Below are 21,870 nucleotides of genomic sequence, written 5' to 3' on the forward strand. Positions count from 1 at the left end.
GCGGACCCGTATCTGTCCTGAACGAAAACCCCGGTCCGCCGCATCAGGAGCCCGAAAAGTCCCATGTTCTCTGGTTCCATCCCTGCGCTGGTGACGCCCTTCGCCGCCGACGGCACGTTCGACGAAGCAGCTTACCGTAGTCTTATAGAGTGGCAGATCGGCGAGGGGTCGGCGGCGCTGGTGCCGTGCGGCACCACCGGCGAGGCCGCGACGCTGACCGCCGACGAGCATTTCGCCATCGTCGCGATCTGCGTCGATCAGGCGGCCGGCCGGGTGCCGGTGATCGCCGGTGCCGGATCGAACGACACGCAGGTCGCCGCCGCCAATGTCGTGCGCGCACGTGAAGCGGGTGCCGATGCGGCGCTGATGGTGCCGCCCTATTACAACCGGCCGAGCCAGGAGGGGATCTTCCAGCATTTCGCGCGGCTCGCCGAACAGGCGACGCTGCCGATCGTGCTCTACAACGTCCCCGGCCGCACCGTCACCGATATCCAGCCGGCGACGCTGATCCGGCTGGTCACCCACTTTCCGGAGGTGTTCGTCGCGGTCAAGGATGCGAGTGGCGCGATCGCCCGCGTCTCCGCGCACCGCGCCGGTTGCGGCCCCGATTTCGTCCAGCTCTCCGGCAACGACGATATGGCGCTGGCGTTCAACGCGATGGGGGGCACAGGCTGCATCTCCGTCACCGCCAATGTCGCGCCGCGGCTGTGCGCCGACTTCCAGGCGGCGTGCCAGCGGGGTGATTATGCCGCGGCCCTCGCCTTGCAGGATCGGCTCTATCCACTGCACGACGCGCTGTTCACGGACGCGTCGCCGGGCCCGGTGAAATATGCGATGACGCGGGTGCGGCCGGGCTTCCCCGATGGTCTGCGCCTGCCGATGACCTGGCCGTCGGAGGCGTCGCGCGCCGCGGTCGATGCGGCGCTTGCGCATGCCGGGCTGGCCGGCTGAGGGCAGGGGCGCGCGCAATCGTCGCGCGCCCGCTTCCCCTTGCCGCTAACTGCTCCTACATCGCGCGATAATGTCGCGTCCCAAACCCGCCACCTTCGACAAGAAGAAGATCGTCGCCGAGAACCGCAAGGCGCGGTTCGAATATAGTATCGACACCGTCTACGAGGCGGGGATCGCGCTCACCGGAACCGAGGTGAAGAGCCTGCGCTTCGGCGAGGGCAGCATCGCCGAAAGCTATGCCGAGGTGCGCGACGGATCGGTCTGGCTGGTCAACGCCAACGTGCCCGAGTTCAGCCACGGCAACCGTTTCAACCATGAAGCGAAACGGCCGCGCAAATTGCTGCTCCACGAACGCGAGATCAACAAGCTGCATGGCGCGGTCGCGCGCGAGGGGATGACGCTCGTGCCGCTGAGCGTCTATTTCAACGGCCGCGGGCGCGCCAAGGTCGAACTCGCGCTCGCCAAGGGGCGCAAGGATCACGACAAGCGCGCCGCGATCAAGGAGCGCGAATGGAAGCGCGAAGCCGGGCGCATCATGCGCGACCGCGGCTAGGGGCAGACGCGCGGTCCATGCTGCACAAGAGCGTCGCCTGGTGTCGTCGCAACATGCCGACGCGCGAATCGATGGAATCCAACCGTATGCTCCGCCCGGTCGCGCATCGCGTGATGGAGCCCGGCCTATGGCGGTTCAACCGGCGCTCGGTGCCGCGCGGCGTCGCGCTCGGCATGGTCGCGGGGTTCCTTTTTCCGGTCGCCCAGATCGCCATCGCCGCGCTGTTCGCGCTGCCGTTCCGCGCCAATGTGCCGGTCGCCGCGCTGACCACCTTCATCACCAATCCGCTGACCACGCCGTTCCTCTGGTTCCTCGCCTATCGGATCGGCGCGTGGCTGCTGCACAGCGATGCGCCGGTGATCGCCCAGCCGGTGGCGGAGGCGACCGACTGGCTGCATCGCCTGACCGGCGCGCTCGGCTGGCTGTGGGACAAGGGGCCGGCGTTCGCGCTCGGCCTGGTCGTGCTGACCACGGCGTGCGCGCTGCTCGGCTATGCGCTGTCGGCGCTCGGCTGGCGGCTGTGGATCGCCCGCAAATGGCGGCACCGTCCTGCGGCGAACCGCATTTGACGAGACCGATCAAGCCTTTACAAGATCGCCGCATAACACAGCAAGGTTGGGGGATTATCGATGCGTAAACAGCTACTTGCGGCGCTGCTGCTGGCGTCGGCAACGACCGGCGCGGTCTATGCGCAGACGGGCGCCGGCACCGCCGCGGCACCGGCGACGGGCAAGCCGAAGCTCGGCGACTTCGGCGTCGACCTTACCGCGATGGATCGCGCGGTCGCGCCGGGCGACGATTTCTACAATTATGTCAACGGCGCGTGGATGGCCCGTACCGAAATCCCGGCCGACCGTTCGAGCTGGGGCGGCTTCGCGATCCTGCGCGACCTGTCGGACCAGCGCACCCGCGCGGTGATCGAGGGCGCGGCGGCCTCGCCGGGCAGCGATCCGGTGTCGACCAAGATCGGCGACACCTATGCGACCTTCATGGACGCCGCGGCGATCGAATCGGCCGGCGCCGCGCCGCTCAAGCCCTATCTCGCCAAGATCGCGGCGATCCAGAGCCAAAGCGACCTCGCCAAGGCGTTCGGCGAGGCGACGATGCACGGCATCGACGTGCCGATCGGCGCGGGCGTGCAGCAGGACCTCAAGGATAATACCGTCTATGCGGTCTATCTCGGCCAGGGCGGTCTCGGCCTGCCGGACAAGGACTATTACCTCAAGGACGACGCCAAGTTCGCCGAGGCGCGCACCAAATACGTCACCTACATCGCCGACATGCTGCGCATGGCCGGCCAGCCCGATCCGCAAGGGTCGGCGCAGCGCATCTACGATCTCGAAAAGCAGATCGCGACCGTCCACTGGGACCGCGCCGAGCTGCGCCAGGTCGAGAAGGGCTATAACCCCGCACAGGTCGCGACGCTGGCGCAGACCATGCCCGGCTTCGACTGGCAGGCGATGCTCGCCGCGCAGGGACTCGGCGCGCAGACCCGCGTCATCGTCGGCCAGCCGTCGGCGCTGACCGGCATCGCCAAGATCGTCGCGGCGACGCCGATCCCGGTGTGGCGCGAATATATGGCGTTCCACACCATCTCGAACGCCGCGCCGTTGCTGTCGTCGAACTTCGTCAACACGCAATTCGCCTTCTACGGCACGACGCTCAACGGCACGCCGCAGCTCAAGGAGCGGTGGAAGCGCGGCGTCGATCTCGTCAACGGCAGCCTCGGCGAGGCGGTCGGCCAGATCTACGTCCAGAAATATTTCCCGCCCGACGCCAAGGCCAAGGCCGACGCGCTCGTCCACAATCTGATCGTCGCGATGGACGCGCGGCTCGCCAAGCTCGAATGGATGGCGCCGGAGACCAAGGTCAAGGCGCGCGCCAAGCTCGCCGCCTTCACGCCGAAGATCGGCTATCCCGACAAGTTCCGCGACTATACCGCGCTGCGCGTCGTCAAGGGGGACGTGCTGGGCAATGCCGATCGCGTCGCCGAATTCGAATATAACCGCCAGCTCAACAAGATCGGCAAGCCGGTCGACCGCAGCGAATGGTTCATGACGCCGCAGACGGTCAATGCCTATGCCAATCCGCTGATGAACGAGGTGGTCTTCCCGGCCGCGATCCTCCAGCCGCCGTTCTTCGATCCCAACGCCGATCCGGCGGTGAACTATGGCGCGATCGGCGCGGTGATCGGGCATGAGCTCAGCCACCATTTCGACGATCAGGGCCGCAAGTTCGACCCCAAGGGCAATTTCGCCGATTGGTGGACGCCCGCCGACGTCCAGCGCTTCACCGCGCTGACCGACAAGGTCGTCGCGCAATATGGCGCCTACGAGCCGATCCCCGGCAGCCACGTCAACGGCAAGCTGACGCTCGGCGAGAATATGGCCGACCTCGCCGGCATCAACGTCGCCTATGACGCCTACAAGCTGTCGCTCAAGGGGAAGAAGGCGCCGGTGATCGACGGCTTCACCGGCGACCAGCGCTTCTTCATGGGCTTCGGTCAGGTCTGGCAGACCAAGGCGCGCGAGGCGTCGATCAAGAACCAGCTGACCACCGATCCGCATACGCCGGGCCAGTGGCGCGCCTATGTGGTCCGCAATCTCGACGCCTGGTATCCCGCCTTCGCGGTCAAGCCGGGGCAGAAATATTATCTCGCCCCCGCCGACCGTATCAAGATCTGGTAATCACTCCGCCTTCCGCCGCCCGCTCGATTGCCCGAGCGGGCGGCGTTTTCTTTTCGGGAGCTTGCATGAAGTCCTTCCTCCTCGCCGGTCTGCTCGGCGCCACCGCGATCGCCGGCATCGTCCACGCCCAGTCGACGCCGCCGGCCGCGACGCCCGCCGCCGGCAAGCCCGAACTCGGCAGCTTCGGCTTCGACACCGCCGGCATGGACCGCAGCGTCGCGCCGGGTGACGATTTCTACGGCTATGCCAACGGGAATTGGGCGAAGACCACCGCCATCCCCGCCGACAAATCGAGCTTCGGCGCGTTCGACGTCCTCGCCGATCGCTCGCGCGACCGCACCCGCGGCATCCTCGAGACGGCGGCCAAGACGCGCGGCTCGAAGATCGGCACCGCCTATGCCACCTATCTCGACACCGCGACGATCGAGAAGAAGGGGCTCGCCCCGATCAAGCCGTGGCTGGCCGAGATCAAGGCGACGACCAAGGCCAGTTACTCGACGCTGGTCGCCAAGGCGGCGCGGCAGGGGGTCGGCACGCCGTTCGGTACCGGCGTCGGCCAGGATGCGAAGAACCCGGAAGTCTATATCGTCGGCGTGCGTCAGGCCGGGCTCGGCCTGCCCGACCGCGATTACGATCTCGATGCCAAGAACGCCAAGGAGAAGGCGGCCTACGAGGCGCATATCGCCAAGATGTTCACGCTCGCCGGCGAACCCGATGCCGCGGCGCGCGCCAAGGCGATCGTCGATTTCGAGACGCAGATCGCGCAGGTCAGCTGGACGCGGATCGACAGCCGCGACGCCAACAAGACGTATAACAAGACCAGCCTCGCCGACCTGACCCGCAGCGCCCCAGGTTTCGACTTCGTCACCTATCTCAAGGCGCTCGGGACGCCGGTCGACAGCCTCAATGTCAGCCAGCCGTCCGCCGTCACTGGTATCGCCCGGCTGATCGCCGCGGCGCCGATCGCGGTGTTGCAGGACCAGATGCTGATCCGCAGCCTCGACGATTATGCCGACGTGCTCCCCGCCGCCTTCGATGCCGAGCAATTCGCCTTCTACGGCACCGTCCTGTCGGGTACGCCGCAGCAGGAGGATCGCTGGAAGCGTGCGGTCGGCTTCACCACCAGCGCGCTGTCCGACGAGGTCAGCAAGGTCTATGTCGCGCAATATTTCCCGCCCGCGACCAAGGCCGCGGCCGACCAGCTCGTCAAGAACGTGCTGTCGGCGATGGGCACGCGCATCGACAAGCTCGACTGGATGGCGCCGGAAACCAAGGTCAAGGCGCATGCCAAGCTCGCCGCCTTCACGCCCAAGATCGGCTATCCCGACCGCTGGCGCGATTACGGTGCGCTGCGCATCGTCGCCGGCGACGCCTTCGGCAACGAACGGCGCGCCGCGGAATGGCGTTACAATTACAACATCGGCCATCTCGGCAAGCCGCTGCAGCGCTGGGAATGGGGCATGACGCCGATGACGGTCAACGCCTACGCCAATTTCGGCATGGTCGAGATCGTCTTCCCGGCGGCGATCCTGCAACCGCCGTTCTTCGATCCCGCCGCCGACCCGGCGATCAACTACGGCGGCATCGGCGCGGTGATCGGCCACGAACTCAGCCATCATTTCGACGATCAGGGCTCGAAATATGACGCACACGGTCAGCTCACCGATTGGTGGACGCCGCAGGACGTCGAGCGGTTCAAGGCGCTCACCGCGCAGCTCGTCGCGCAATATGACGCCTATGAGCCGCTGCCCGGCATGCACGTCAAGGGCGCGCTGACGCTGGGCGAAAATACCGCCGATCTCGCCGGCCTGTCGGTGGCCTATGACGCCTATAAGAAGTCGCTGGGCGGTCGCGAGGCGCCGGTGATCGACGGGATGACCGGCGACCAGCGTTTCTACCTCGGCTGGGCGCAGGTGTGGCGGCGCAACTATCGCGAGGCCAATCTCAAGCAGCGGCTGATGACCGATCCGCACAGTCCGTCGCAGCAGCGCACCTGGGTCGTCCGCAACCTCGATCCCTGGTATGCGGCCTATCAGCCGGCGCCGGGTGGAAAACTCGTGCTGACGCCGCAGCAGCGCGTCCGCATCTGGTGACCGCATCGCTTCCTTCCCCGCCCGTCGCGGGGAAGGAAGCGATCAACACCAAGTGCTTGACCTAAGCCATCCGATCCCGCGATGACGGCGGGACGATGGCATCGTCCCCGATCCCCGAGAATCCCGCCCGCACCGCCGCGCTGATCGCCGGCGTCATCACCATCGCCGCCGCCGCGCTGATCCTCAGCGTCGTCGGCAGCCTCGTTGCCGCGGCGGGATTTTTCGCGGTCGGGATCATCGCGGTCGGCGTCGTCTTCGCCTGGCGGCTGCTCGGCCCGCGCCATGCCGGCGAGTCGCGCGCGATCGACTGGGAGTTCACCCGCGCGGTGGCGCAGGCGAGCAGCGACGCGGTGGCGATCACCGATCGCGCCGGGCGGCTGGTCTGCGCCAATGACGCCTATGAGGCCTTGTTCGCCGGCTTCCCGACGCCGCCCGGCCTGCCGCTCGATCAGGAGGGCGTCGCGCTGCTCGGGAATGCCGGGCGGATCGCATGGCGCGAGGGCAATGGCGTCGTCCGCAACCTGCAGGTCGGCCTGCAGCGCGTCTGCGCGCGGATCACCCGGGCCGGGGACGAGGGCGACATGCTCGTCTGGCGCTTTTCGGTGATCGAGGAGCACGACGTCGCCGCCTCGACCGAGGCGCTGATCGCCGGGGCCACCGGCGACAGGCTCGGCGGGGCCGGCGTGATGGCGGCGCTGATCAGCCCCGACGGCCGGGTGCGCGCCGCCAATCGCGTGCTGGCGCAACGCGCGCTCGGCAGCGGCGGGCAGGTCGAGGGGCGCGATTTCGCCCGGCTGCTGATCACCGACAGCCGCGGCCTCGTCCGCTTCGAGCGCGAGGGGCTCGACGGCACGCCGCTGCGCGTCGTCCAGATCCCCTTCCTCGATGCCGAGGATGCGCCGGTGCTCGTCGCCCTGCTCGACGACGAGGATAGCGCACCGGCGATCGGCGCCTCCGCCTCGGCGCATGTGCGCAGCCTCGTCAGCCTGATGCCGTTCGGCATGGCTCTGGTCGATCGTGAGGGCAAGTTCCTCCAGATGAACGACGCCTTCATCCGCGCCGCGGGAGTCGAGGCGCGCACGCCGCCGCTCTATCCCGGCGATCTGGTGGTGCGCGAGGACAAGGCCGCGGTCGCCGATGCGATCCGTCGCTTCGCCGGCGGTGCGACGCATTCCTCCGACATGGCGGTGCGGCTCAAGAGCCATCCCGAGGAGCCGGTCGCGCTGACCATCGCCGGCGCGCGCGGGCTCGGCGATGCCGCGGTGCTGCTCAGCCTCAAGGACAATAGCGAGGAGAGCCGGCTCAAGCGCGAGGTGGCGCAGGCGACCAAGATGCAGGCGGTCGGCCAGCTCGCCGGCGGCGTCGCGCACGATTTCAACAATATCCTCACCGCGATCATCGGCCATTGCGACCTGATGATGATGCGCCATTCGCCCGGCGACAGCGATTACGACGATATCCAGCAGATCCGCACCAATTCGAACCGCGCCGCCAGCCTGACGCGGCAGCTGCTCGCCTTCAGCCGCCAGCAGACGCTGCGTCCGCAGACGCTGCAACTGCCCGACGTCGTCGCCGAGGTCTCCAATCTGCTCAAGCGGCTGATGGGCGAGCAGATCCGACTCGACGTCACGCACGGCCGCAATCTCGGTGCGGTGCGCGCCGATCCGGGGCAGCTCGAACAGGTGGTGGTCAATCTCGCGGTCAATGCGCGCGACGCGATGCTGGCGCACAATCCCGGCGGCGGCGGTACGCTGACCATCCAGACCAAGTCGGTCACCGCCGCGGAGGTGCGCGCGATGGCGTCCGACATCCTGCCCGTCGCCGATTATACCGCATTGGTGGTGAGCGACGAGGGCGGCGGCATCCCGCCCGAGGTGCTGCCCAAGATCTTCGAACCCTTCTTCACCACCAAGGAGGTCGGCAAGGGGACAGGGCTCGGCCTGTCGACCGTCTATGGCATCGTCAAACAGTCGGGTGGCTGGATCTTCGCCGACTCGAAGCCGGGGCAGGGGGCGACCTTCACCATGTATCTGCCCGTCCACGCCGCCGGCACCGTCACCCGCGTCGCCGCGACGCGGCCGAACGCCAAGCCGGTCGAGATGTGGGGCACCGGCACGATCCTGCTCGTCGAGGACGAGGATATGGTGCGCGCCGTCGCCGAACGCGCGCTGACCCGGCAGGGCTATACGGTGATGACCGCGGAGAATGGCGAGGCGGCGCTCGAGCTGCTCGACCGCAACGGCCGGCCCGATCTGCTGATCAGCGACGTCGTCATGCCGACGATGGACGGGCCGACGATGGTCCGTCAGGCGCGCGATCGCTATCCCGACCTGCCGATCATCTTCATGTCGGGCTATGCCGAGGAGCAGCTGCGCCGCTCGATCGACCTAGACAACGTCGCCTTCCTGCCCAAACCATTCAGCGTGCAGCAGCTCGCCGAGGCCGCGCGCGACGTGCTCATCGCCCGATAGCAAAAGGGCGGGGTTTCCCCCGCCCTCCCGGCTTACTTGTCGAAGATCGCGCCCCAGCGGTGGACCGGACGGTCCTTCCACAGACCGCGGTGATAGGCGTCCGACGCGAGCAGCGGCATCACCGAACCCGCCTCGGCGAAGACCATCTGTTCGATGCCGGTGTTGACCTTGCCCCAGCTCGCCGCTTCCTGCAGCGTCGAGGAGGAGCACGCACCGTCACGCACGTCGGCGACGGTGATCTGCACCGCATACTTGTGCACCTGGACGTCGTCGTGGCCGAGGATCTCGGCGCAGACGACGGTATCCTGGATGAAGTTCTTCGGCACGCCGCCGCCGATCATCAGCAGGCCGGTGGTGCCCGCCTGGATCTTGATCTCGGTCAGCTCGCGGAAGTCGGCGACCGCGTCGATCATCAGATAGGGACGCCCCGCCTTGGCGGCGTCGACCTGATGCTTGACGAGGCCGAAGCCCGCCGACGAATCGACGAATGCCGGGCAGAAGATCGGCACGTCATGCTCATAGGCGAGCTTGACGAGGCTGTTGTCCTTCTTGCCGTGCTCGACGAGATACTTGCCCATCTCGCGGATGAAGGCGCGGCTCGAATAGGCCTTGGGCTCGAGCGACTCGGCGATCTCGAAGATCGTGTGGTCGACGTTCTGGAGCGCTTCCTCGTCGATATAGGTGTCGTAGATGCGGTCGATGTAGAGCGAGCGCAGCGTGTCGTCGTCGGGGATTTCCAGCGCCTGATAGTGCTTGTGGCCGAGGCCCTCGAAGAAATCCATGTCGACGATGGTCGCGCCGGTCGCGACGATGCCGTCGACCATGTTGTTGCGGACCAGCTCGGCATAGAGGTCCATGCAGCCGCCCGCCGAGGTCGAACCGGCGATGACCAGGAAGATCGAGCAATCCTTGTCGGCCAGCATCTGGTTGTAAATGTTGGTCGCGCGGCCGAGGTCGCGGCTGGTGAAGCTCATGTCGGCCATCGCATCGACGATCGGGCGCGCGTCGAAGCTCTTGATGTCGATGTGCTTGACCTGCTTGGACAGCAGCTCCGCCTTGCGGGTGTCGTTGATCGGCGCGTTGGCGCCGGCGGTCTTGGTCAGGGTGTCGGTCATGGTTCGCCTTTGGCTATCCAGCCGTCGTCGTTCAACATTGGGGACGCGGAAACCCAGGGCCGCTCCCCCCGCCGAGGCGAGGGGAGGGAAGACAATCGGTTATAGCGTTGAGGTTACAGCTTTACGACGTTGTTCGTGCGGACGTCCGCGGTTTCGTCGTCGCGATAGACCGAGAGCATCGGCTCGTCGCCGGCCAGCAGCGTGTCACCGGTGCCGAAGCCGTTGAACGCGGTGCGCATCGCCTGGCCATAGGCGCCGAGCATGCCGATCTCGAAATAGTCGCCGGCATTGGTGTCCGCGGGCAGCGGAAACGGGCCGGCCATATAATCGAGATCGTCGCAGGTCGGACCCCAGAAGGCGAAGTCCATGTCGCGCGCGTCCGATTCCGGCTCGCGCAGCAGCTGGACCGGATATTTCCAGCCGATATGCGCCGCATCGAACAGGCTGCCGTAGGCGCCATCGGTGATGTACAGCTCGTTGCCGCGCCGCCGCTCGACGCGGACGACGACCGAGGCATATTCGGCGCACAGCGACCGGCCCGGCTCCGCCCAGAGTTCGGCCGAATAGCTGATCGGCAGGCTCTCGAACGCGCGATGGATCGTCTCGAAGAAGCGCTCCAGCGGCGGCGGGGTCATGCCCGGATAGGCCGAGGGGAAGCCGCCGCCGACGTCGATCACGTCCACCGTCACCGCCGCCTCGACGATGGCGGCGCGGGCGCGCTCCATCGCATTGGCATAAGCGTCGGGCGACATTGTCTGGCTGCCGACGTGGAAGCAGATGCCGAGCGCGTCCGCCACCTGGCGGGTGGCGATCAGCAGGTCCTTGCTCTCACCGGGGCCGACGCCGAACTTCGAGCCGAGGCTGAGCTTGGCATATTCCGACGAGACGCGCAGCCGCACGCAGAGCGTGAGATCGGTCGCGCCCTTGGTCGCCCGGACGATCTTCGCCAGCTCTTCCATGCTGTCGAGTGAGAACGTCTTCACATCGTGGACGAAATAGGCCTCGGCAATCGCCTCTTCCGACTTGACCGGATGCATGAAGCAGCAGGTCGCCGCCGGCAGCGTCGCCTTGACCAGGCGCACTTCCGCGATCGAAGCCGTATCGTAATGCGTGATGCCATTGTCCCAGAGAACCTGCAGCAGATCCGGGCTGGGGTTCGCCTTGACCGCATACATCGAGCGGCCCGGAAACTTCTCGACGAAGAAGCGGGCGGCGCGCGCAGCGGCGTGCGGGCGAACGAGCGTGACCGGATCGACCGGACGGCTCTTGGCGATGTCGATGCCCGTGGTGCCGGTGAGGGGACGGGCGGTCGAGAGGGGCGCTAACCCCAGCGCGCTATGGTGCTTGGCCAATTCAAGGGACCTCCAATTGCCTTTCGGCATACGGTGACAAAAGCTGCCTTGCGGTTGGAAGTCCCATGGGGCAGCGGAAGCGCGATTTATGGTCGTCGGCCCCCCATGTAAAGTGGGTTGGCGCATGAAAGGACGAAAAGTGACGTTTTTGCGACAGCCGACGGCGGCAGGGGTCCGGGACGCCGCGGACAAGGTCGCCCGCATCCTTCCGCCGACCCCCATTTTTGCTCGCGAAATCAACGGCTTGAATGTGACGTTCAAGGCCGAATCGGTGCAGCCGATCGGCGCGTTCAAAATCCGCGGCGCCTGGCATCGACTGACCGCGCTGGACGAAGAATCGCGGCGCCGCGGCGTCGTCGCTTTCTCGTCGGGCAATCATGCGCAGGGGATCGCCTGGGCGGCCCGGCGGCTGGGGATCGCGGCGACGATCGTGATGCCCGCCGATGCGCCCCGCGCCAAGCTGGAGGCGACGCTCGCGCTCGGCGCCGAGGTGGTGCGCTACGATCGTGCCGGCGAAAGCCGCGAGGCGATCGCCGCGCGACTCGCCGAGGCCCGCGGCGCGACCCTGGTGCCGAGTTTCGACGATCCCTGGGTGATCGAGGGGCAGGGCAGCGCCGGCATCGAAGCGGCGGCGCAGATGGCGGCGCTCGGGCTGCCCGCGCCGACTCAGCTGGTGATCCCCTGCGGTGGCGGCGGCCTCGCTGCCGGCGTCACGCTGGCGCTGCGCGACGCCGCGGTGACGGTGGTCGAGCCGGAGGGGTGGGACGACATGCGCCGCAGCCTGGAGGCGGGATGGATCGAGCCCGTCGGCACCAATCCGCCGCCGACCGCCTGCGATGCCTTGCAGACGCAGCGCGTGTCGCCGCTGACCTTCGACGTGCTGGCGCGACGCGGCGCGACCGGCGTCGCGGTCAGCGAGGCGGAGATCGCGGCGGCGCAGCGCTGGGCGGCGGAACAGCTGCGGCTGGTGATCGAGCCGGGCGGCGCGGTCGGACTGGCGGCGGTGCTCGCGGGCAGGGTGACGGGTACATCGCTGCTGGTGATCCTGTCGGGCGGCAACGTCGATATGGCGGCCTATGCGCGGGCGATCGGCTGACCGGTCACAGGGCCGAAGCGTCGAACGGGCGAGGGGGCGCAGCGGCGCCCAGCGAGGCTCGACACGGCAGCCGAGTCGCGGCACCATCCCGCGATGCAAGGTCTTCTTCTCTCGATCGCCAAGGCCGCCCCGGCGATTGCGATGCTCGGCTGCTTCGCCTGCCTGATCGGCGGCGGCGCGCTGCTCGCCCGCGGTGGCGATCGCAAGAAGGCCGTGCTGCTGCTGGTGATGGCAGCGGTGCTGCTCGGCAATGTGGTGATCTGGCAGATGTAAGCCGCGAGTCGGGTCGATGCCAGCGGGTTGCTGATGCCGCCTCCGGAAGAATATCGTCCATCTGAACAATGCTTTCGGCCGACGCCACCGAAATGGACGCTGATAGGCTTTGCCTTGTTGGAAAATGTTGCTGATATGTTCCCGCCGTAACCCAGCGAGGTGACGGCATGCACTTATCGGTTGAGGAACGAAGACGAGCGATTTCGAGATGGTTACGGACGGGGCTTTTGCCCGTTGCGAGATTGGCGGGCGGACTCGAGCTCAAGTTCAATCCCTATCACGATCCACGTAACGGGCGGTTCACGTTCGCGACCGGCATCGGAGCGGGGATCGAAGAGCATTATGGCGGGCAGGGGCCGCGGCTTGGCCGGGGCGGCAACAGCCGAGCTTTTGAAGACCCGATGACGGTCGAGCAGGCGTTTCCCGAACTGCATGGTCCACTGTGGAATGGTATCCAAGCCTTGGCGCAATCGACGCTGGATCTATTTGGACCGGCGGCAGAAGCGAAAATCAATATACTGGATAACAGATCCAAAGAAGTATTAGGCGAAATTAAGAAATTAGATCCTAATTTCGTTTTTCAAGAAATCCGTTCTCCACAGCCCAGTGTGGAGGCGAGTGCGGCCAGGTTGGATGACCTCATGATGTGGCGGGCAGCGACTTATCTTCGAAAGACAGGCAATTTCGAGCCGCTAAAAGCCGCGATGATGGTTCGAATGCAACGCGAGATTGATCAGGCAAATGAAGAGGGCGAAAAGTTGCAAAAGGCCGGTAAATTGCCCTCACACGGCGTGAATGATCGGATGAAGCTTGGCAATTACGTCGATCAAAGGGTTAGGAGGAACATCAAAGACGCTATGAATTGGTACGGTATCAAGGCTGCCTCACACGGGCGTGTCCGGATAAACCGACGACTCTATATCGACGGACAAGGTCGTTCGTATGGTATCCCTGATGTTGTGATCGACGATCTGGTTATCGAAGGAAGCCTGCAAAGGAAGACAATGAGGATTCCTCAGCTTCGAAGATTTGCTAGGGGCGTCCCAAAGCCACGCCATGTCGCAGTAGTAACGCCGTCCGAGGCTGGCTCCGCACATACCTATGTTTACAAGATACCATGAGGAGATAGATGTGAACCCTAGAGAAGTCTATGGCGAAAAACTTTTCATTCCTAAGCAATTAAGTGAAATACAAGATCACATCACCACAATGGCGGGTGAGGCCCCCCTTTTTACTGAGATAACATTTTACGGTTATCCTCGGACAATTGACAATGAATTTTATCGTCTTCGGGAGGGGTTATCTGCGGTCAAAGATAAATTAGGGGGAAGTAGGTTCGAAAAAGTAGTCGACCTGACCAATAAAGCAAAAGCCTTGTTCCTGGCGGACCCGCAATCGGCGACGGGGGACGCTAGTAAAGGCGTCACGGCGCTGATGGATGTATACGACATCCTCGAGCAAGTGAGGGGAGAGCGATATCACGCCGGCATTCTCGATTTCGAAGGCATCCTGAGCGGCGACTAAGTGCTGTCTTCAGTTAGCCTGCCGGGACCGCGTAATCGTGGTCCCGGCGTCTGCCTCATCCAATCGGCGAATTCGGATCAAGCCGCATGTCGAGATATTTGTCGACCGAGCGCATCAGCTCCGGCGTCTCGTTCTGGAAGAAGTAGCTGGCCTTCGGGATCGTGTCGTGATGGAGGTGATGTGCTTCTACGTGCGCAATTTGTCGACCAGCTTCTGCGTCGCGCCGGGGGTGACGACCTCGTCGGCCTCGCCCTGGATGATGATCCCCGATCAACTTTAGTCGAAAAGTAAACTCAAGGTACCAGCCATCATCGCTTGGTGAAATTCAAGATTATCTTTCAACGCTGGTTACCGCCGCGCCATCTTTTGTTTTCAAGGATTGGTGGGCAACGGATCGTACAATCGATAGCGAATTCGCTGTGCTCGGTGAAGCGCTGCAAAATGTCAGGGAAGAGCTAGGAGAGGCGCGGTACGCCAAGGCGGTCGACCTTGCAGCGCGGGCGAAGGCGCTGTTTGTCGATGATCCCGGTGACGATAATGGCAAGACAGTGATTGGCTGCCATCTGCTATGGGATATCGACGATATTATTGAGGAGTCATACAAAGACCAACCTTCCGCGCGCCCGTCAAACGACGAGGGGCAGGTCACCGAAGACTGACGCATTGACCAACGGAAACGGCGACGATGCGGGCTCGCCGTCAACCGGCGAGCCCGCCCACAAATCACCGTATCGGCGAATTCGGATCCAGCCGCATGTCGAGATACTTGTCGACCGAGCGCATCAGCTCCGGCGTCTCGTTCTCGAAGAAGTGGTTGGCCTTCGGTATCGTGTCGTGATGGATGGTGATGTGCTTCTGCGTGCGCAGCTTGTCGACTAGCTTCTGCGTCGCGCCGGGGGTGGCGACCTCGTCGGCCTCGCCCTGGATGATGATCCCCGACGACGGGCAGGGGGCGAGGAACGAAAAGTCGAACATGTTGGCGGGCGGCGCGATCGAGATGAAGCCGCGGATCTCCGGCCGGCGCATCAGCAATTGCATGCCGATCCAGGCGCCGAAGCTGACCCCGGCGATCCAGGTGGTCGACGCCTCCGGGTGGAAGCTCTGCACCCAGTCGAGCGCGCTCGCCGCGTCGGACAATTCGCCGATGCCGTTGTCGAACGTGCCCTGGCTCTTGCCGACGCCGCGGAAGTTGAAGCGCAGCGTCGCGAAACCGCGGCGCTGGAAGGTCTTGTACAGCTCCTGGACGATGCGGCTGTTCATCGTGCCGCCCGCCGCCGGGTGCGAATGGAGAATCATCGCCACCGGCGCGCGCGGCCGCGGAGCGGGGGCGAAACGCCCTTCGAGACGGCCTTCGGGGCCGGGGAAAATCACTTCGGGCATGAGTCTCGCCGCTGCTAAGGGGCGCGCTGGGAGCGCGGATCGTTGCGCGCTATATAAGCGTCAGGCTCCGTCACGCAATTGGAACGAACCCTGTCGCATCGTATCTATCTGGATCACGCCGCCACCACCCCGGTGATCGCCGCCGCGCGCGAGGCGATGGCGCAGGGTGTCGCGCTCTGGGCGAATCCGTCGTCGCCGCATGCCGAGGGACGCGCGGCGCGCGCGGCGCTCGAGGGCGCGCGGCGGCGAATCGCCGCGGCCTATGGCTGGACGGGCGAGACGCTGCTGACCAGCGGCGCGAGCGAATCGCTGCACATCGCGCTCGGCCGGTCGGTTCTGCCGCGGCGAATCATCACCGCGGTCGAACATGATGCGGTGATCCGCGCCGCGGGCGATGCCGCGGTCGCGCCGGTCGACGCCGCGGGCGTGGTCGATCGCGCGCGGCTCGCGACGATGCTCGACGGACCCCCGGCGCTGGTCTGCGTGCAATGGGCGAACAGCGAGACGGGGGTGCGCCAGCCGCTTGGCGAGATCGCCGCGCTGGTCCATGCGGCGGGCGGGCGGCTGCTCGTCGATGCCGCGCAGATGCCGGCCTCCGGCGAGGTGGCGGCGTTCGCCGATATGGTCGCGCTGTCGGCGCACAAGCGCGGCGGCCCGCCGGGCGTCGGCGCGCTGCTGGTCCGCGATCTCGCGCTGCTCAGCCCGAGCGGCGGGCAGGAGCGCGGCTATCGGCCGGGTACCGAGAATCTGCCCGGCGCGCTCGGCTATGCCGCGGCGCTCGATGTCGCGGAGCCCGATCATCAGCCGCTGCGCGACCGGCTCGACGATGCGATCCTGCGCTCGGGCGGCGAGATTGTCGCCGCGGCGGCGGTGCGCCACCCGGCGATCGGCTCCTACCGGCTGCGCGGGGTCAAGGCGGCGGCGCAATTGATCCTGCTCGACGGCGCCGGCTTCGCGATATCGGCGGGCAGCGCCTGTTCGAGCGGCAGCATGAAGCCGAGCCACGTCCTCGCCGCGATGGGCTGGAGCGAGACCGACGGGCGCGAGGTGATCCGGGTGAGCTTCGGGCGCGACACCGATGCCGCGGCGGTCGACGGCTTCGTCGCCGCCTGGCGGCAGATGGCGCGGACGACCCGGCGCGCGGCATGATCTACCTCGATTATCAGGCGACGACGCCGCTCGCGCCCGGAGCGCTCGCCGCGATGCTGCCGTGGCTCGAGACGCAGCACGCCAATCCGCATGCCCCCCACCGCGCCGGCCGCGCCGCCAAGGCGGCGGTGGAGGTCGCGCGCGATGCGATCGCCGCGCAACTGCCGCCTGGCGGTTCGCTGCGCTTCAGCAGCGGCGCGACCGAGTCGCTCAACTGGGCGATCAAGGGCACGCGCGGCGGCATCGTCACGCTGGCGAGCGAACATGCCGCGGTGCTCGACACCGTCGCGGCCGAGGCGGCGCGGGGGCGGGCCGTGACGGTGCTGCCGGTCGGACGCGACGGACTGGTCGATCTCGCCGTGGCGGCGGCGGCGATCCGGCCCGGCGTCGGGCTGGTCGCGGCGATGCTGGTCAATAACGAGATCGGCGTGATCCAGCCGATCGCCGCCTTGGCCGAGCTGGCGCATGCGGCGGGCGCGCTGATGCTGTGCGACGCGGTGCAGGGCTTCGGCCGGGTCACGATGCCGCAGGGCTGCGACCTGATAGCGCTGTCGGCGCATAAGGTGCACGGCCCGAAGGGCATCGGCGCCTTGTGGGTGCGCGACGGCGTGGAGCCGGAACCGCTGCTCCACGGCGGCGGGCAGGAGCGGGGCCGTTCGGGCACGCTGTCGCCCGCGCTGTGCGCCGGCTTCGGCGCGGCGGCGGCCTTGCTCGGCGCGGAAGGCGAGCGGGACGCGGCGCATGTCGAGCGTCTGTGGCAACTGGCAGTCGACGCCTTGCCCGGCTGGCGGATCAACGGCACGGCCGCACCGCGCTATCGCGGCAACCTCAACGTCGGGCGCGACGGCCTCGATGTCGCGCGGCTGATGAGCGAGTGTCGCGATCTCGCCTGTTCCGCCGGATCGGCCTGCGCGAGCGGATCGGGCCGGTCGAGCCATGTGCTGCGCGCGATCGGCCTGTCGGAGGGGGAGGCGCGGTCGAGCCTGCGACTCGGCTTCGGGCGCTATACCGACGAAGCCGAATTGCGCGCGGGGCTGGCGCTGATCGTCGCGGCGGCGGCACGGCAGGGGCTATGATCCGCGTCGTCTTCGTCGGGCCGGACGGAACGGCGCGATCCGCGGCGGGCGGATCGGGCACGCGGCTGCTCGACGTCGCGCGGGGCGCGGGCGAACCGCTCGAGGGGACGTGCAACGGCGACATGGCCTGCGCGACCTGCCACGTCATCGTCGCGGCGGAGGATTTCGCACGGCTGCCGCCCGCCCGCGACGAGGAGGAGGATCTGCTCGATCTCGTCCCCGATGCGACGCGGACCAGCCGGCTCGCCTGCCAGATTCGGCTTACTGCGGCGCTGGATGGGCTGACCGTGCGCGTGCCGGCGTGACCGGGCAGCAAAGCTGACATTCGTACAACCGCGGGTTCAGGCCGCATGCAGTGCCGGGGGTGCAGGGTCGCGCCATGCCCATAAACGGGCGTGTCAGGAGTAACCCATGAAGTTCATTGCGTGTTTAGGGGCCGCTGCCCTCGGGATCGGGATGCTGGCAGGGGCCGCGCCGGCCGAGGCGCAGCGTTATGGCTACGACCGTGGCTATGATCGCGCCTACGATCATGGCGGCTATCGCGGCCATGGTTATGGCCGGCATGACGGGCGTCGCTGGCATGGCGGTCCGGGCTATCGCGGCTATCGCTATGATCGAGGACCGCGCTGGGGCGGCCGCGGCTATGGTCGCGGGCGGGTGGTATGCCGGATCGAGCGGGGCTATTATGGCCCGCAGCGTCGCTGCTTCCGCGTCTGACGTCGTCCACCGGAAACACCGGCGGCGCGAAAGCGTTCTTGCTGCGATGCAACACGAACGTTTATGGTGCCGCCGATGACTACTCCAGCCAACGGACCGACCGGCCCGGTGCCAACGATGTTCGAAGCGATCGTGCGCCAGCTTGCCGTGACCGCCACCTATAACAAGGGGACGGTGACGATCGCGCCCCATATCCTCTACACCCGTCACGGCGAGATCTACGTCGATGCCGTGACGATGGAGCGCGACGGCAAGCCGCCACGCGAGGAAAAGGTCGGCACCTTTAAGATGGACGGGCTCGGCGCGCCGACGCTCACCGACACGCGCTTCACCCCGAGCAGCCTGTTCGAGCCCGCGGCCGAAAAATATGAGGGCGTGACGCTGATGGCGGTCGAGCGCAGCTGACGCCCGACCGCCGTTCGGCTCAGCGGCAGCGGATCTCTGCCTGGTTCTGATCGATCGCCTTGCCGGCGAGCGCGCCGACCGCGCCGCCGAGCAGGGTGCCCACAATGCGGCTGTGGCCGCCGTCGATGACGTTGCCGAGGATGCCGCCCGCCGCGCCGCCGGCGATCAGCCCGGTGGTGCCGTCGCTGCGCTTGCAATAATAGCGGCCGTCGGTGCCCGCATAGACGCGATCGTTTGCGCTGAGCACGCGCTCCTGCGAGCTCGGCCGGTAATAGCGCGACGGGTCATAGCCGTTTTCATAGCGGTCGCCGTCGCGCGGGTCATAGCGCTGGTCGTCGTAGCCGTCCGGCACCGGCGCCTGGCGATAGCCGCCCGGACCGGGAATGCCGCGCAGCGCGCGATAGCGATCGAATTCGGAACGGTAGCGCGCAAGCTCGGCGTCGAAGCGCTGCTGCGCGGCGGCGAAGCGCGCATCGTCCGCGGCGGACTGGGCGGCGACCGGCGCGGCGAGCGTCGTCACCAGCGCGGCGGACAGCAAAAGCGACCTAAACATCGTCATGATCCTTTTCCGAACCCGCTGAGTCGGGTCCGCTCCGGTCATACGCCGATCCGCCCTTGGCGGTTCCTGAACGAGGACGGCGGCCGGATCAGCCGATCGTGACGAACGTGTCCATCACGCGCTTGCGGCCCGCCGCCTCGAAATCGATCTCCAGCTTGTTGCCCTCGATCTCGGCGATCGCGCCATAGCCGAACTTCTGATGGAAGACGCGTAGCCCGACCGACAGGTCGCTGCGTCCCTTGTTGCCGATGCTCACCGCGCTCGCGCGGCTCTCGACCACCCGCGTCGGTGCGGTCGAGAAGCCCGAGGCGGCGCCCGCCGCGCGCTGCCAGCCGGGACCACGACCGGTGCCGCGGCCGACATCGGCGAAGGGATCGGCGCGCTCGCTCCAATTGGCGCGCCACAGGCTCTCGCCGCCCGACATCGTCGTCTCGGCGTCGATATGGTCGCCGGGCAGCTCGCCGACGAACCGGCTCGGGATGCTCGACGTCCACTGGCCGTAGATGCGGCGGTTGGCGGCGTGGAGGATCGTCGCGCGGCGCCGCGCGCGGGTGATCGCGACATAGGCGAGGCGACGCTCCTCCTCGAGGCTCTTGGTCCCGCCCTCGTCGAGCGAGCGCTGCGAGGGGAACAGCCCCTCTTCCCAGCCGACGAGGAAGACGGTGTCATATTCCAGCCCCTTGGCGGCGTGGATCGTCATGATCGTCACCTGCGGGTCCTGGACGCCGCCCTCCTTGTCCATGACGAGGCTGACATGTTCGAGGAAGGCGCCGAGCGACTCATATTCCTCCATCGCCCGCACGAGTTCGGACAGGTTCTCGAGTCGCCCCGCCGCCTCGACCGATTTCTCCGCCTGCCACATCGCCGTATAGCCGCTCTCGTCGAGCAATTGGCGGGCGAGCTCCGCGTGCGGCAGGTCGCGCGCCATGTCGCGCCAGCGGGCGATGTCGCCGACCAGATTGCCGAGCGCGCGGCGCGCCTGCGGCGTCAGTTCGTCGGTGTCAAGGATGCGCGCCGCGGCATGGGTCAGCGGCAGCCGCTCGGCGCGGGCAAGCTGGTGGATCTTGGCGAGCGCCTTATCGCCGAGCCCGCGCTTGGGCACGTTGACGATGCGTTCGAAGGCGAGATCGTCGGCGGGCTGGTTGACGACGCGCAGATAGGCGAGCGCGTCGCGGATCTCGGCGCGCTCGTAGAAGCGGAAGCCGCCGACGATGCGATAGGGCATGCCGATCGCGATGAAGCGATCCTCGAACTCGCGGGTCTGATGCTGGGCGCGGACGAGGATGGCGATGTCGTCGAGGCTCTTGCCGCCGCGCTGCGCCGCCTCGATCTCCTCGCCGACGCGCCGCGCCTCCTCGGGGCCGTCCCATACGCCGACGACGCGGACCTTCTCGCCCGCGTCGAGCTCGGTCCACAGCGTCTTGCCGAGCCGGCCGCCGTTGTTGGCGATCATCCCCGATGCGGCGCCAAGGATATGCGGCGTCGAGCGGTAATTCTGTTCGAGCCGGATCACCTTCGCGCCGGGAAAGTCCTTCTCGAACTTCAGAATGTTCTCGACCTGCGCGCCGCGCCACGAATAGATCGACTGATCGTCGTCGCCGACGCAGGCGATGTTCTTGCGCGCCTGGGCGAGCAGGCGCAGCCACAGATACTGGACGACGTTGGTGTCCTGATATTCGTCGACCATGATATATTTGAACCGCTCCTGATAGGTGCGGAGCACATCGGGATGCGATTTGAGCACGGTCAGCATGTGCAGCAGCAGGTCGCCGAAGTCGCAGGCGTTGAGGCTGCGCAGCCGCTCCTGATATTGCGCATAGAGCTCGCCGCCGCGCCCGTTGGCGAAACGCTCGCTTTCGCCGGCGTCGATATCGGCGGGGACCAGCCCCTTGTTCTTCCAATCGTCGATCAGCCCGGCGAGGCTGCGCGCGGGGAAGCGCTTCTCGTCGAGGTCGGCGGCGACGATCAGCTGCTTGAGCAGGCGAAGCTGGTCGTCGGTGTCGAGGATGCTGAAATTGCTCTGCAAGCCGACCAGTTCGGCATGGCGGCGCAACATCTTGGCGCCGATCGCATGGAAGGTGCCGAGCCACGGCATGCCCTCGACCGCGTCGCCGACCAGCCGGCCGACGCGCTCGCGCATCTCGCGGGCCGCCTTGTTGGTGAAGGTGACGCTGAGGATCTCCGACGGCCACGCCTTGCGCGTCCACAGCAGATGCGCGAGCCGCGCGGTGAGCGCCGCGGTCTTGCCCGTCCCGGCGCCGGCGAGCATCAGCACCGGCCCTTCGGTGGTCAGCACGGCGTCGCGCTGCGGCGCGTTGAGCCCGGCGAGATAGGGCGGGTCCTGCAAGGCGTTGGGGGCACGGAGATCGGTCACCGGTGAACAGGTAGGGAACGGCGTTCGCACGGGCAAGAGTGAAGGTGGGCGGCGGCGATCATCCCGCCCGGCGCGGCGTTGTCGCCGACCGAGTG

21 protein-coding genes and 1 pseudogene are annotated in these 21,870 nt (G+C 66.8%); 16 read left to right on the forward strand and 6 right to left on the reverse strand.

The window, feature by feature from the left end; translation table 11 throughout:
- The first annotated feature begins 63 nt into the window (after positions 1–63).
- The 6 genes from dapA (at position 64) to PBN85_RS08740 (ending at position 8,755) form a co-directional block, all read left to right on the forward strand.
- Positions 64–951 carry a 4-hydroxy-tetrahydrodipicolinate synthase gene (gene dapA, locus PBN85_RS08715; protein ID WP_271300780.1) on the forward strand — a complete coding sequence of 296 codons (888 nt, stop codon included), beginning with the start codon at positions 64–66 and terminating at the stop codon, positions 949–951.
- Between the two features lie 70 nt (positions 952–1,021).
- Entirely contained in the window at positions 1,022–1,504 is a 483-nt protein-coding gene (gene smpB, locus PBN85_RS08720) for an SsrA-binding protein SmpB (RefSeq protein ID WP_037536714.1), read from the forward strand.
- Between the two features lie 17 nt (positions 1,505–1,521).
- Complete coding sequence (locus PBN85_RS08725) at positions 1,522–2,073, forward strand: DUF2062 domain-containing protein (RefSeq protein ID WP_271300781.1); 552 nt, start codon at positions 1,522–1,524, stop codon at positions 2,071–2,073.
- Positions 2,074–2,133: 60 nt separating this feature from the next.
- Complete coding sequence (locus tag PBN85_RS08730) at positions 2,134–4,191, forward strand: M13 family metallopeptidase (protein ID WP_271300782.1); 2,058 nt, start codon at positions 2,134–2,136, stop codon at positions 4,189–4,191.
- 65 nt (positions 4,192–4,256) lie between these two features.
- Positions 4,257–6,284 carry a M13 family metallopeptidase gene (locus tag PBN85_RS08735; RefSeq protein WP_271300783.1) on the forward strand — a complete coding sequence of 676 codons (2,028 nt, stop codon included), beginning with the start codon at positions 4,257–4,259 and terminating at the stop codon, positions 6,282–6,284.
- Positions 6,285–6,379: 95 nt separating this feature from the next.
- On the forward strand, positions 6,380–8,755 hold the full coding sequence (locus PBN85_RS08740; protein ID WP_037536706.1) for a hybrid sensor histidine kinase/response regulator: 2,376 nt from the start codon (positions 6,380–6,382) through the stop codon (positions 8,753–8,755).
- Positions 8,756–8,787: 32 nt separating this feature from the next.
- Here the strand turns inward: PBN85_RS08740 and PBN85_RS08745 are convergent, their stop codons facing one another.
- Both PBN85_RS08745 and PBN85_RS08750 read right to left on the reverse strand, forming a co-directional pair.
- Complete coding sequence (locus tag PBN85_RS08745) at positions 8,788–9,870, reverse strand: 1,9-bis(guanidino)-5-aza-nonane synthase (protein WP_037536704.1); 1,083 nt, start codon at positions 9,868–9,870, stop codon at positions 8,788–8,790.
- A 113-nt stretch (positions 9,871–9,983) separates the two neighbouring features.
- Positions 9,984–11,222, reverse strand: coding sequence for a type III PLP-dependent enzyme (locus tag PBN85_RS08750; RefSeq protein ID WP_271300784.1), 1,239 nt, complete (start codon positions 11,220–11,222; stop codon positions 9,984–9,986).
- A gap of 139 nt (positions 11,223–11,361) precedes the next feature.
- On the opposite strand from PBN85_RS08750, the gene PBN85_RS08755 reads away from it, so the two are divergent.
- From PBN85_RS08755 to PBN85_RS08770, 4 genes are all read left to right on the forward strand, one after another.
- Positions 11,362–12,318 carry a threonine ammonia-lyase gene (locus PBN85_RS08755; RefSeq protein WP_271300785.1) on the forward strand — a complete coding sequence of 319 codons (957 nt, stop codon included), beginning with the start codon at positions 11,362–11,364 and terminating at the stop codon, positions 12,316–12,318.
- A gap of 93 nt (positions 12,319–12,411) precedes the next feature.
- The gene (locus PBN85_RS08760) at positions 12,412–12,591 is read left to right on the forward strand and encodes a hypothetical protein (protein WP_271300786.1); all 180 of its coding nucleotides are present in this window, start codon (positions 12,412–12,414) and stop codon (positions 12,589–12,591) included.
- A gap of 242 nt (positions 12,592–12,833) precedes the next feature.
- Complete coding sequence (locus tag PBN85_RS08765) at positions 12,834–13,712, forward strand: hypothetical protein (RefSeq protein WP_271300787.1); 879 nt, start codon at positions 12,834–12,836, stop codon at positions 13,710–13,712.
- 10 nt (positions 13,713–13,722) lie between these two features.
- A complete protein-coding gene (locus PBN85_RS08770; protein ID WP_271300788.1) occupies positions 13,723–14,115 on the forward strand; it encodes a hypothetical protein in 393 nt (130 codons plus the stop codon).
- A 55-nt stretch (positions 14,116–14,170) separates the two neighbouring features.
- Here PBN85_RS08770 and PBN85_RS08775 read toward each other — a convergent pair.
- A pseudogene (locus tag PBN85_RS08775) lies at positions 14,171–14,385 on the reverse strand (alpha/beta hydrolase); the annotation flags it as partial.
- Between the two features lie 149 nt (positions 14,386–14,534).
- On the opposite strand from PBN85_RS08775, the gene PBN85_RS08780 reads away from it, so the two are divergent.
- Complete coding sequence (locus PBN85_RS08780) at positions 14,535–14,774, forward strand: hypothetical protein (RefSeq protein ID WP_271300789.1); 240 nt, start codon at positions 14,535–14,537, stop codon at positions 14,772–14,774.
- 64 nt (positions 14,775–14,838) lie between these two features.
- On the opposite strand, the gene PBN85_RS08785 is transcribed toward PBN85_RS08780, so the two are convergent.
- Positions 14,839–15,495 (reverse strand): alpha/beta hydrolase, encoded by a 657-nt coding sequence (locus tag PBN85_RS08785; RefSeq protein WP_037536697.1) that lies wholly within the window; start codon positions 15,493–15,495, stop codon positions 14,839–14,841.
- 90 nt (positions 15,496–15,585) lie between these two features.
- On the opposite strand from PBN85_RS08785, the gene PBN85_RS08790 reads away from it, so the two are divergent.
- From PBN85_RS08790 to PBN85_RS08810, 5 genes are all read left to right on the forward strand, one after another.
- A complete protein-coding gene (locus PBN85_RS08790) occupies positions 15,586–16,644 on the forward strand; it encodes a cysteine desulfurase family protein (RefSeq protein ID WP_373276474.1) in 1,059 nt (352 codons plus the stop codon).
- Positions 16,641–17,720, forward strand: a complete 1,080-nt coding sequence (locus PBN85_RS08795; protein WP_271300791.1) for a cysteine desulfurase family protein — start codon at positions 16,641–16,643, stop codon at positions 17,718–17,720. The genes PBN85_RS08790 and PBN85_RS08795 overlap by 4 nt, the downstream gene beginning before the upstream one ends.
- Positions 17,717–18,025, forward strand: coding sequence for a 2Fe-2S iron-sulfur cluster-binding protein (locus PBN85_RS08800; RefSeq protein ID WP_271300792.1), 309 nt, complete (start codon positions 17,717–17,719; stop codon positions 18,023–18,025). Before PBN85_RS08795 ends, PBN85_RS08800 begins: the two co-directional genes overlap by 4 nt.
- Positions 18,026–18,176: 151 nt before the next feature.
- Positions 18,177–18,437 (forward strand): hypothetical protein, encoded by a 261-nt coding sequence (locus tag PBN85_RS08805; protein ID WP_271300793.1) that lies wholly within the window; start codon positions 18,177–18,179, stop codon positions 18,435–18,437.
- A gap of 117 nt (positions 18,438–18,554) precedes the next feature.
- Positions 18,555–18,842: a hypothetical protein gene (locus PBN85_RS08810; RefSeq protein ID WP_271300794.1), complete on the forward strand. Its 288-nt coding sequence runs from the start codon at positions 18,555–18,557 to the stop codon at positions 18,840–18,842.
- A gap of 19 nt (positions 18,843–18,861) precedes the next feature.
- On the opposite strand, the gene PBN85_RS08815 is transcribed toward PBN85_RS08810, so the two are convergent.
- Together PBN85_RS08815 and PBN85_RS08820 are read right to left on the reverse strand one after the other, a co-directional pair.
- Entirely contained in the window at positions 18,862–19,401 is a 540-nt protein-coding gene (locus PBN85_RS08815) for a glycine zipper 2TM domain-containing protein (RefSeq protein ID WP_373276469.1), read from the reverse strand.
- Positions 19,402–19,489: 88 nt separating this feature from the next.
- Entirely contained in the window at positions 19,490–21,775 is a 2,286-nt protein-coding gene (locus PBN85_RS08820) for an ATP-dependent helicase (RefSeq protein ID WP_037536690.1), read from the reverse strand.
- Between the last annotated feature and the right edge of the window lie 95 nt (positions 21,776–21,870).

Origin of the sequence: Sphingomonas sp. CV7422, from assembly GCF_027945725.1 — a bacterium.
Lineage (GTDB): Bacteria > Pseudomonadota > Alphaproteobacteria > Sphingomonadales > Sphingomonadaceae > Sphingomonas > Sphingomonas kyungheensis.

Excerpts from the sequence above, each read along its gene's own strand:
- dapA (WP_271300780.1), top strand. The coding sequence starts at position 64 with ATGTTCTCTGGTTCCATCCCTGCGCTGGTGACGCCCTTCGCCGCCGAC.
- smpB (WP_037536714.1), top strand. The coding sequence starts at position 1,022 with ATGTCGCGTCCCAAACCCGCCACCTTCGACAAGAAGAAGATCGTCGCC.
- PBN85_RS08725 (WP_271300781.1), top strand. The coding sequence starts at position 1,522 with ATGCTGCACAAGAGCGTCGCCTGGTGTCGTCGCAACATGCCGACGCGC.
- PBN85_RS08730 (WP_271300782.1), top strand. The coding sequence starts at position 2,134 with ATGCGTAAACAGCTACTTGCGGCGCTGCTGCTGGCGTCGGCAACGACC.
- PBN85_RS08735 (WP_271300783.1), top strand. The coding sequence starts at position 4,257 with ATGAAGTCCTTCCTCCTCGCCGGTCTGCTCGGCGCCACCGCGATCGCC.
- PBN85_RS08740 (WP_037536706.1), top strand. The coding sequence starts at position 6,380 with ATGGCATCGTCCCCGATCCCCGAGAATCCCGCCCGCACCGCCGCGCTG.
- PBN85_RS08745 (WP_037536704.1), bottom strand. The coding sequence starts at position 9,870 with ATGACCGACACCCTGACCAAGACCGCCGGCGCCAACGCGCCGATCAAC.
- PBN85_RS08760 (WP_271300786.1), top strand. The coding sequence starts at position 12,412 with ATGCAAGGTCTTCTTCTCTCGATCGCCAAGGCCGCCCCGGCGATTGCG.
- PBN85_RS08785 (WP_037536697.1), bottom strand. The coding sequence starts at position 15,495 with ATGCCCGAAGTGATTTTCCCCGGCCCCGAAGGCCGTCTCGAAGGGCGT.
- PBN85_RS08795 (WP_271300791.1), top strand. The coding sequence starts at position 16,641 with ATGATCTACCTCGATTATCAGGCGACGACGCCGCTCGCGCCCGGAGCG.
- PBN85_RS08800 (WP_271300792.1), top strand. The coding sequence starts at position 17,717 with ATGATCCGCGTCGTCTTCGTCGGGCCGGACGGAACGGCGCGATCCGCG.
- PBN85_RS08805 (WP_271300793.1), top strand. The coding sequence starts at position 18,177 with ATGCTGGCAGGGGCCGCGCCGGCCGAGGCGCAGCGTTATGGCTACGAC.
- PBN85_RS08810 (WP_271300794.1), top strand. The coding sequence starts at position 18,555 with ATGTTCGAAGCGATCGTGCGCCAGCTTGCCGTGACCGCCACCTATAAC.
- PBN85_RS08815 (WP_373276469.1), bottom strand. The coding sequence starts at position 19,401 with ATGACGATGTTTAGGTCGCTTTTGCTGTCCGCCGCGCTGGTGACGACG.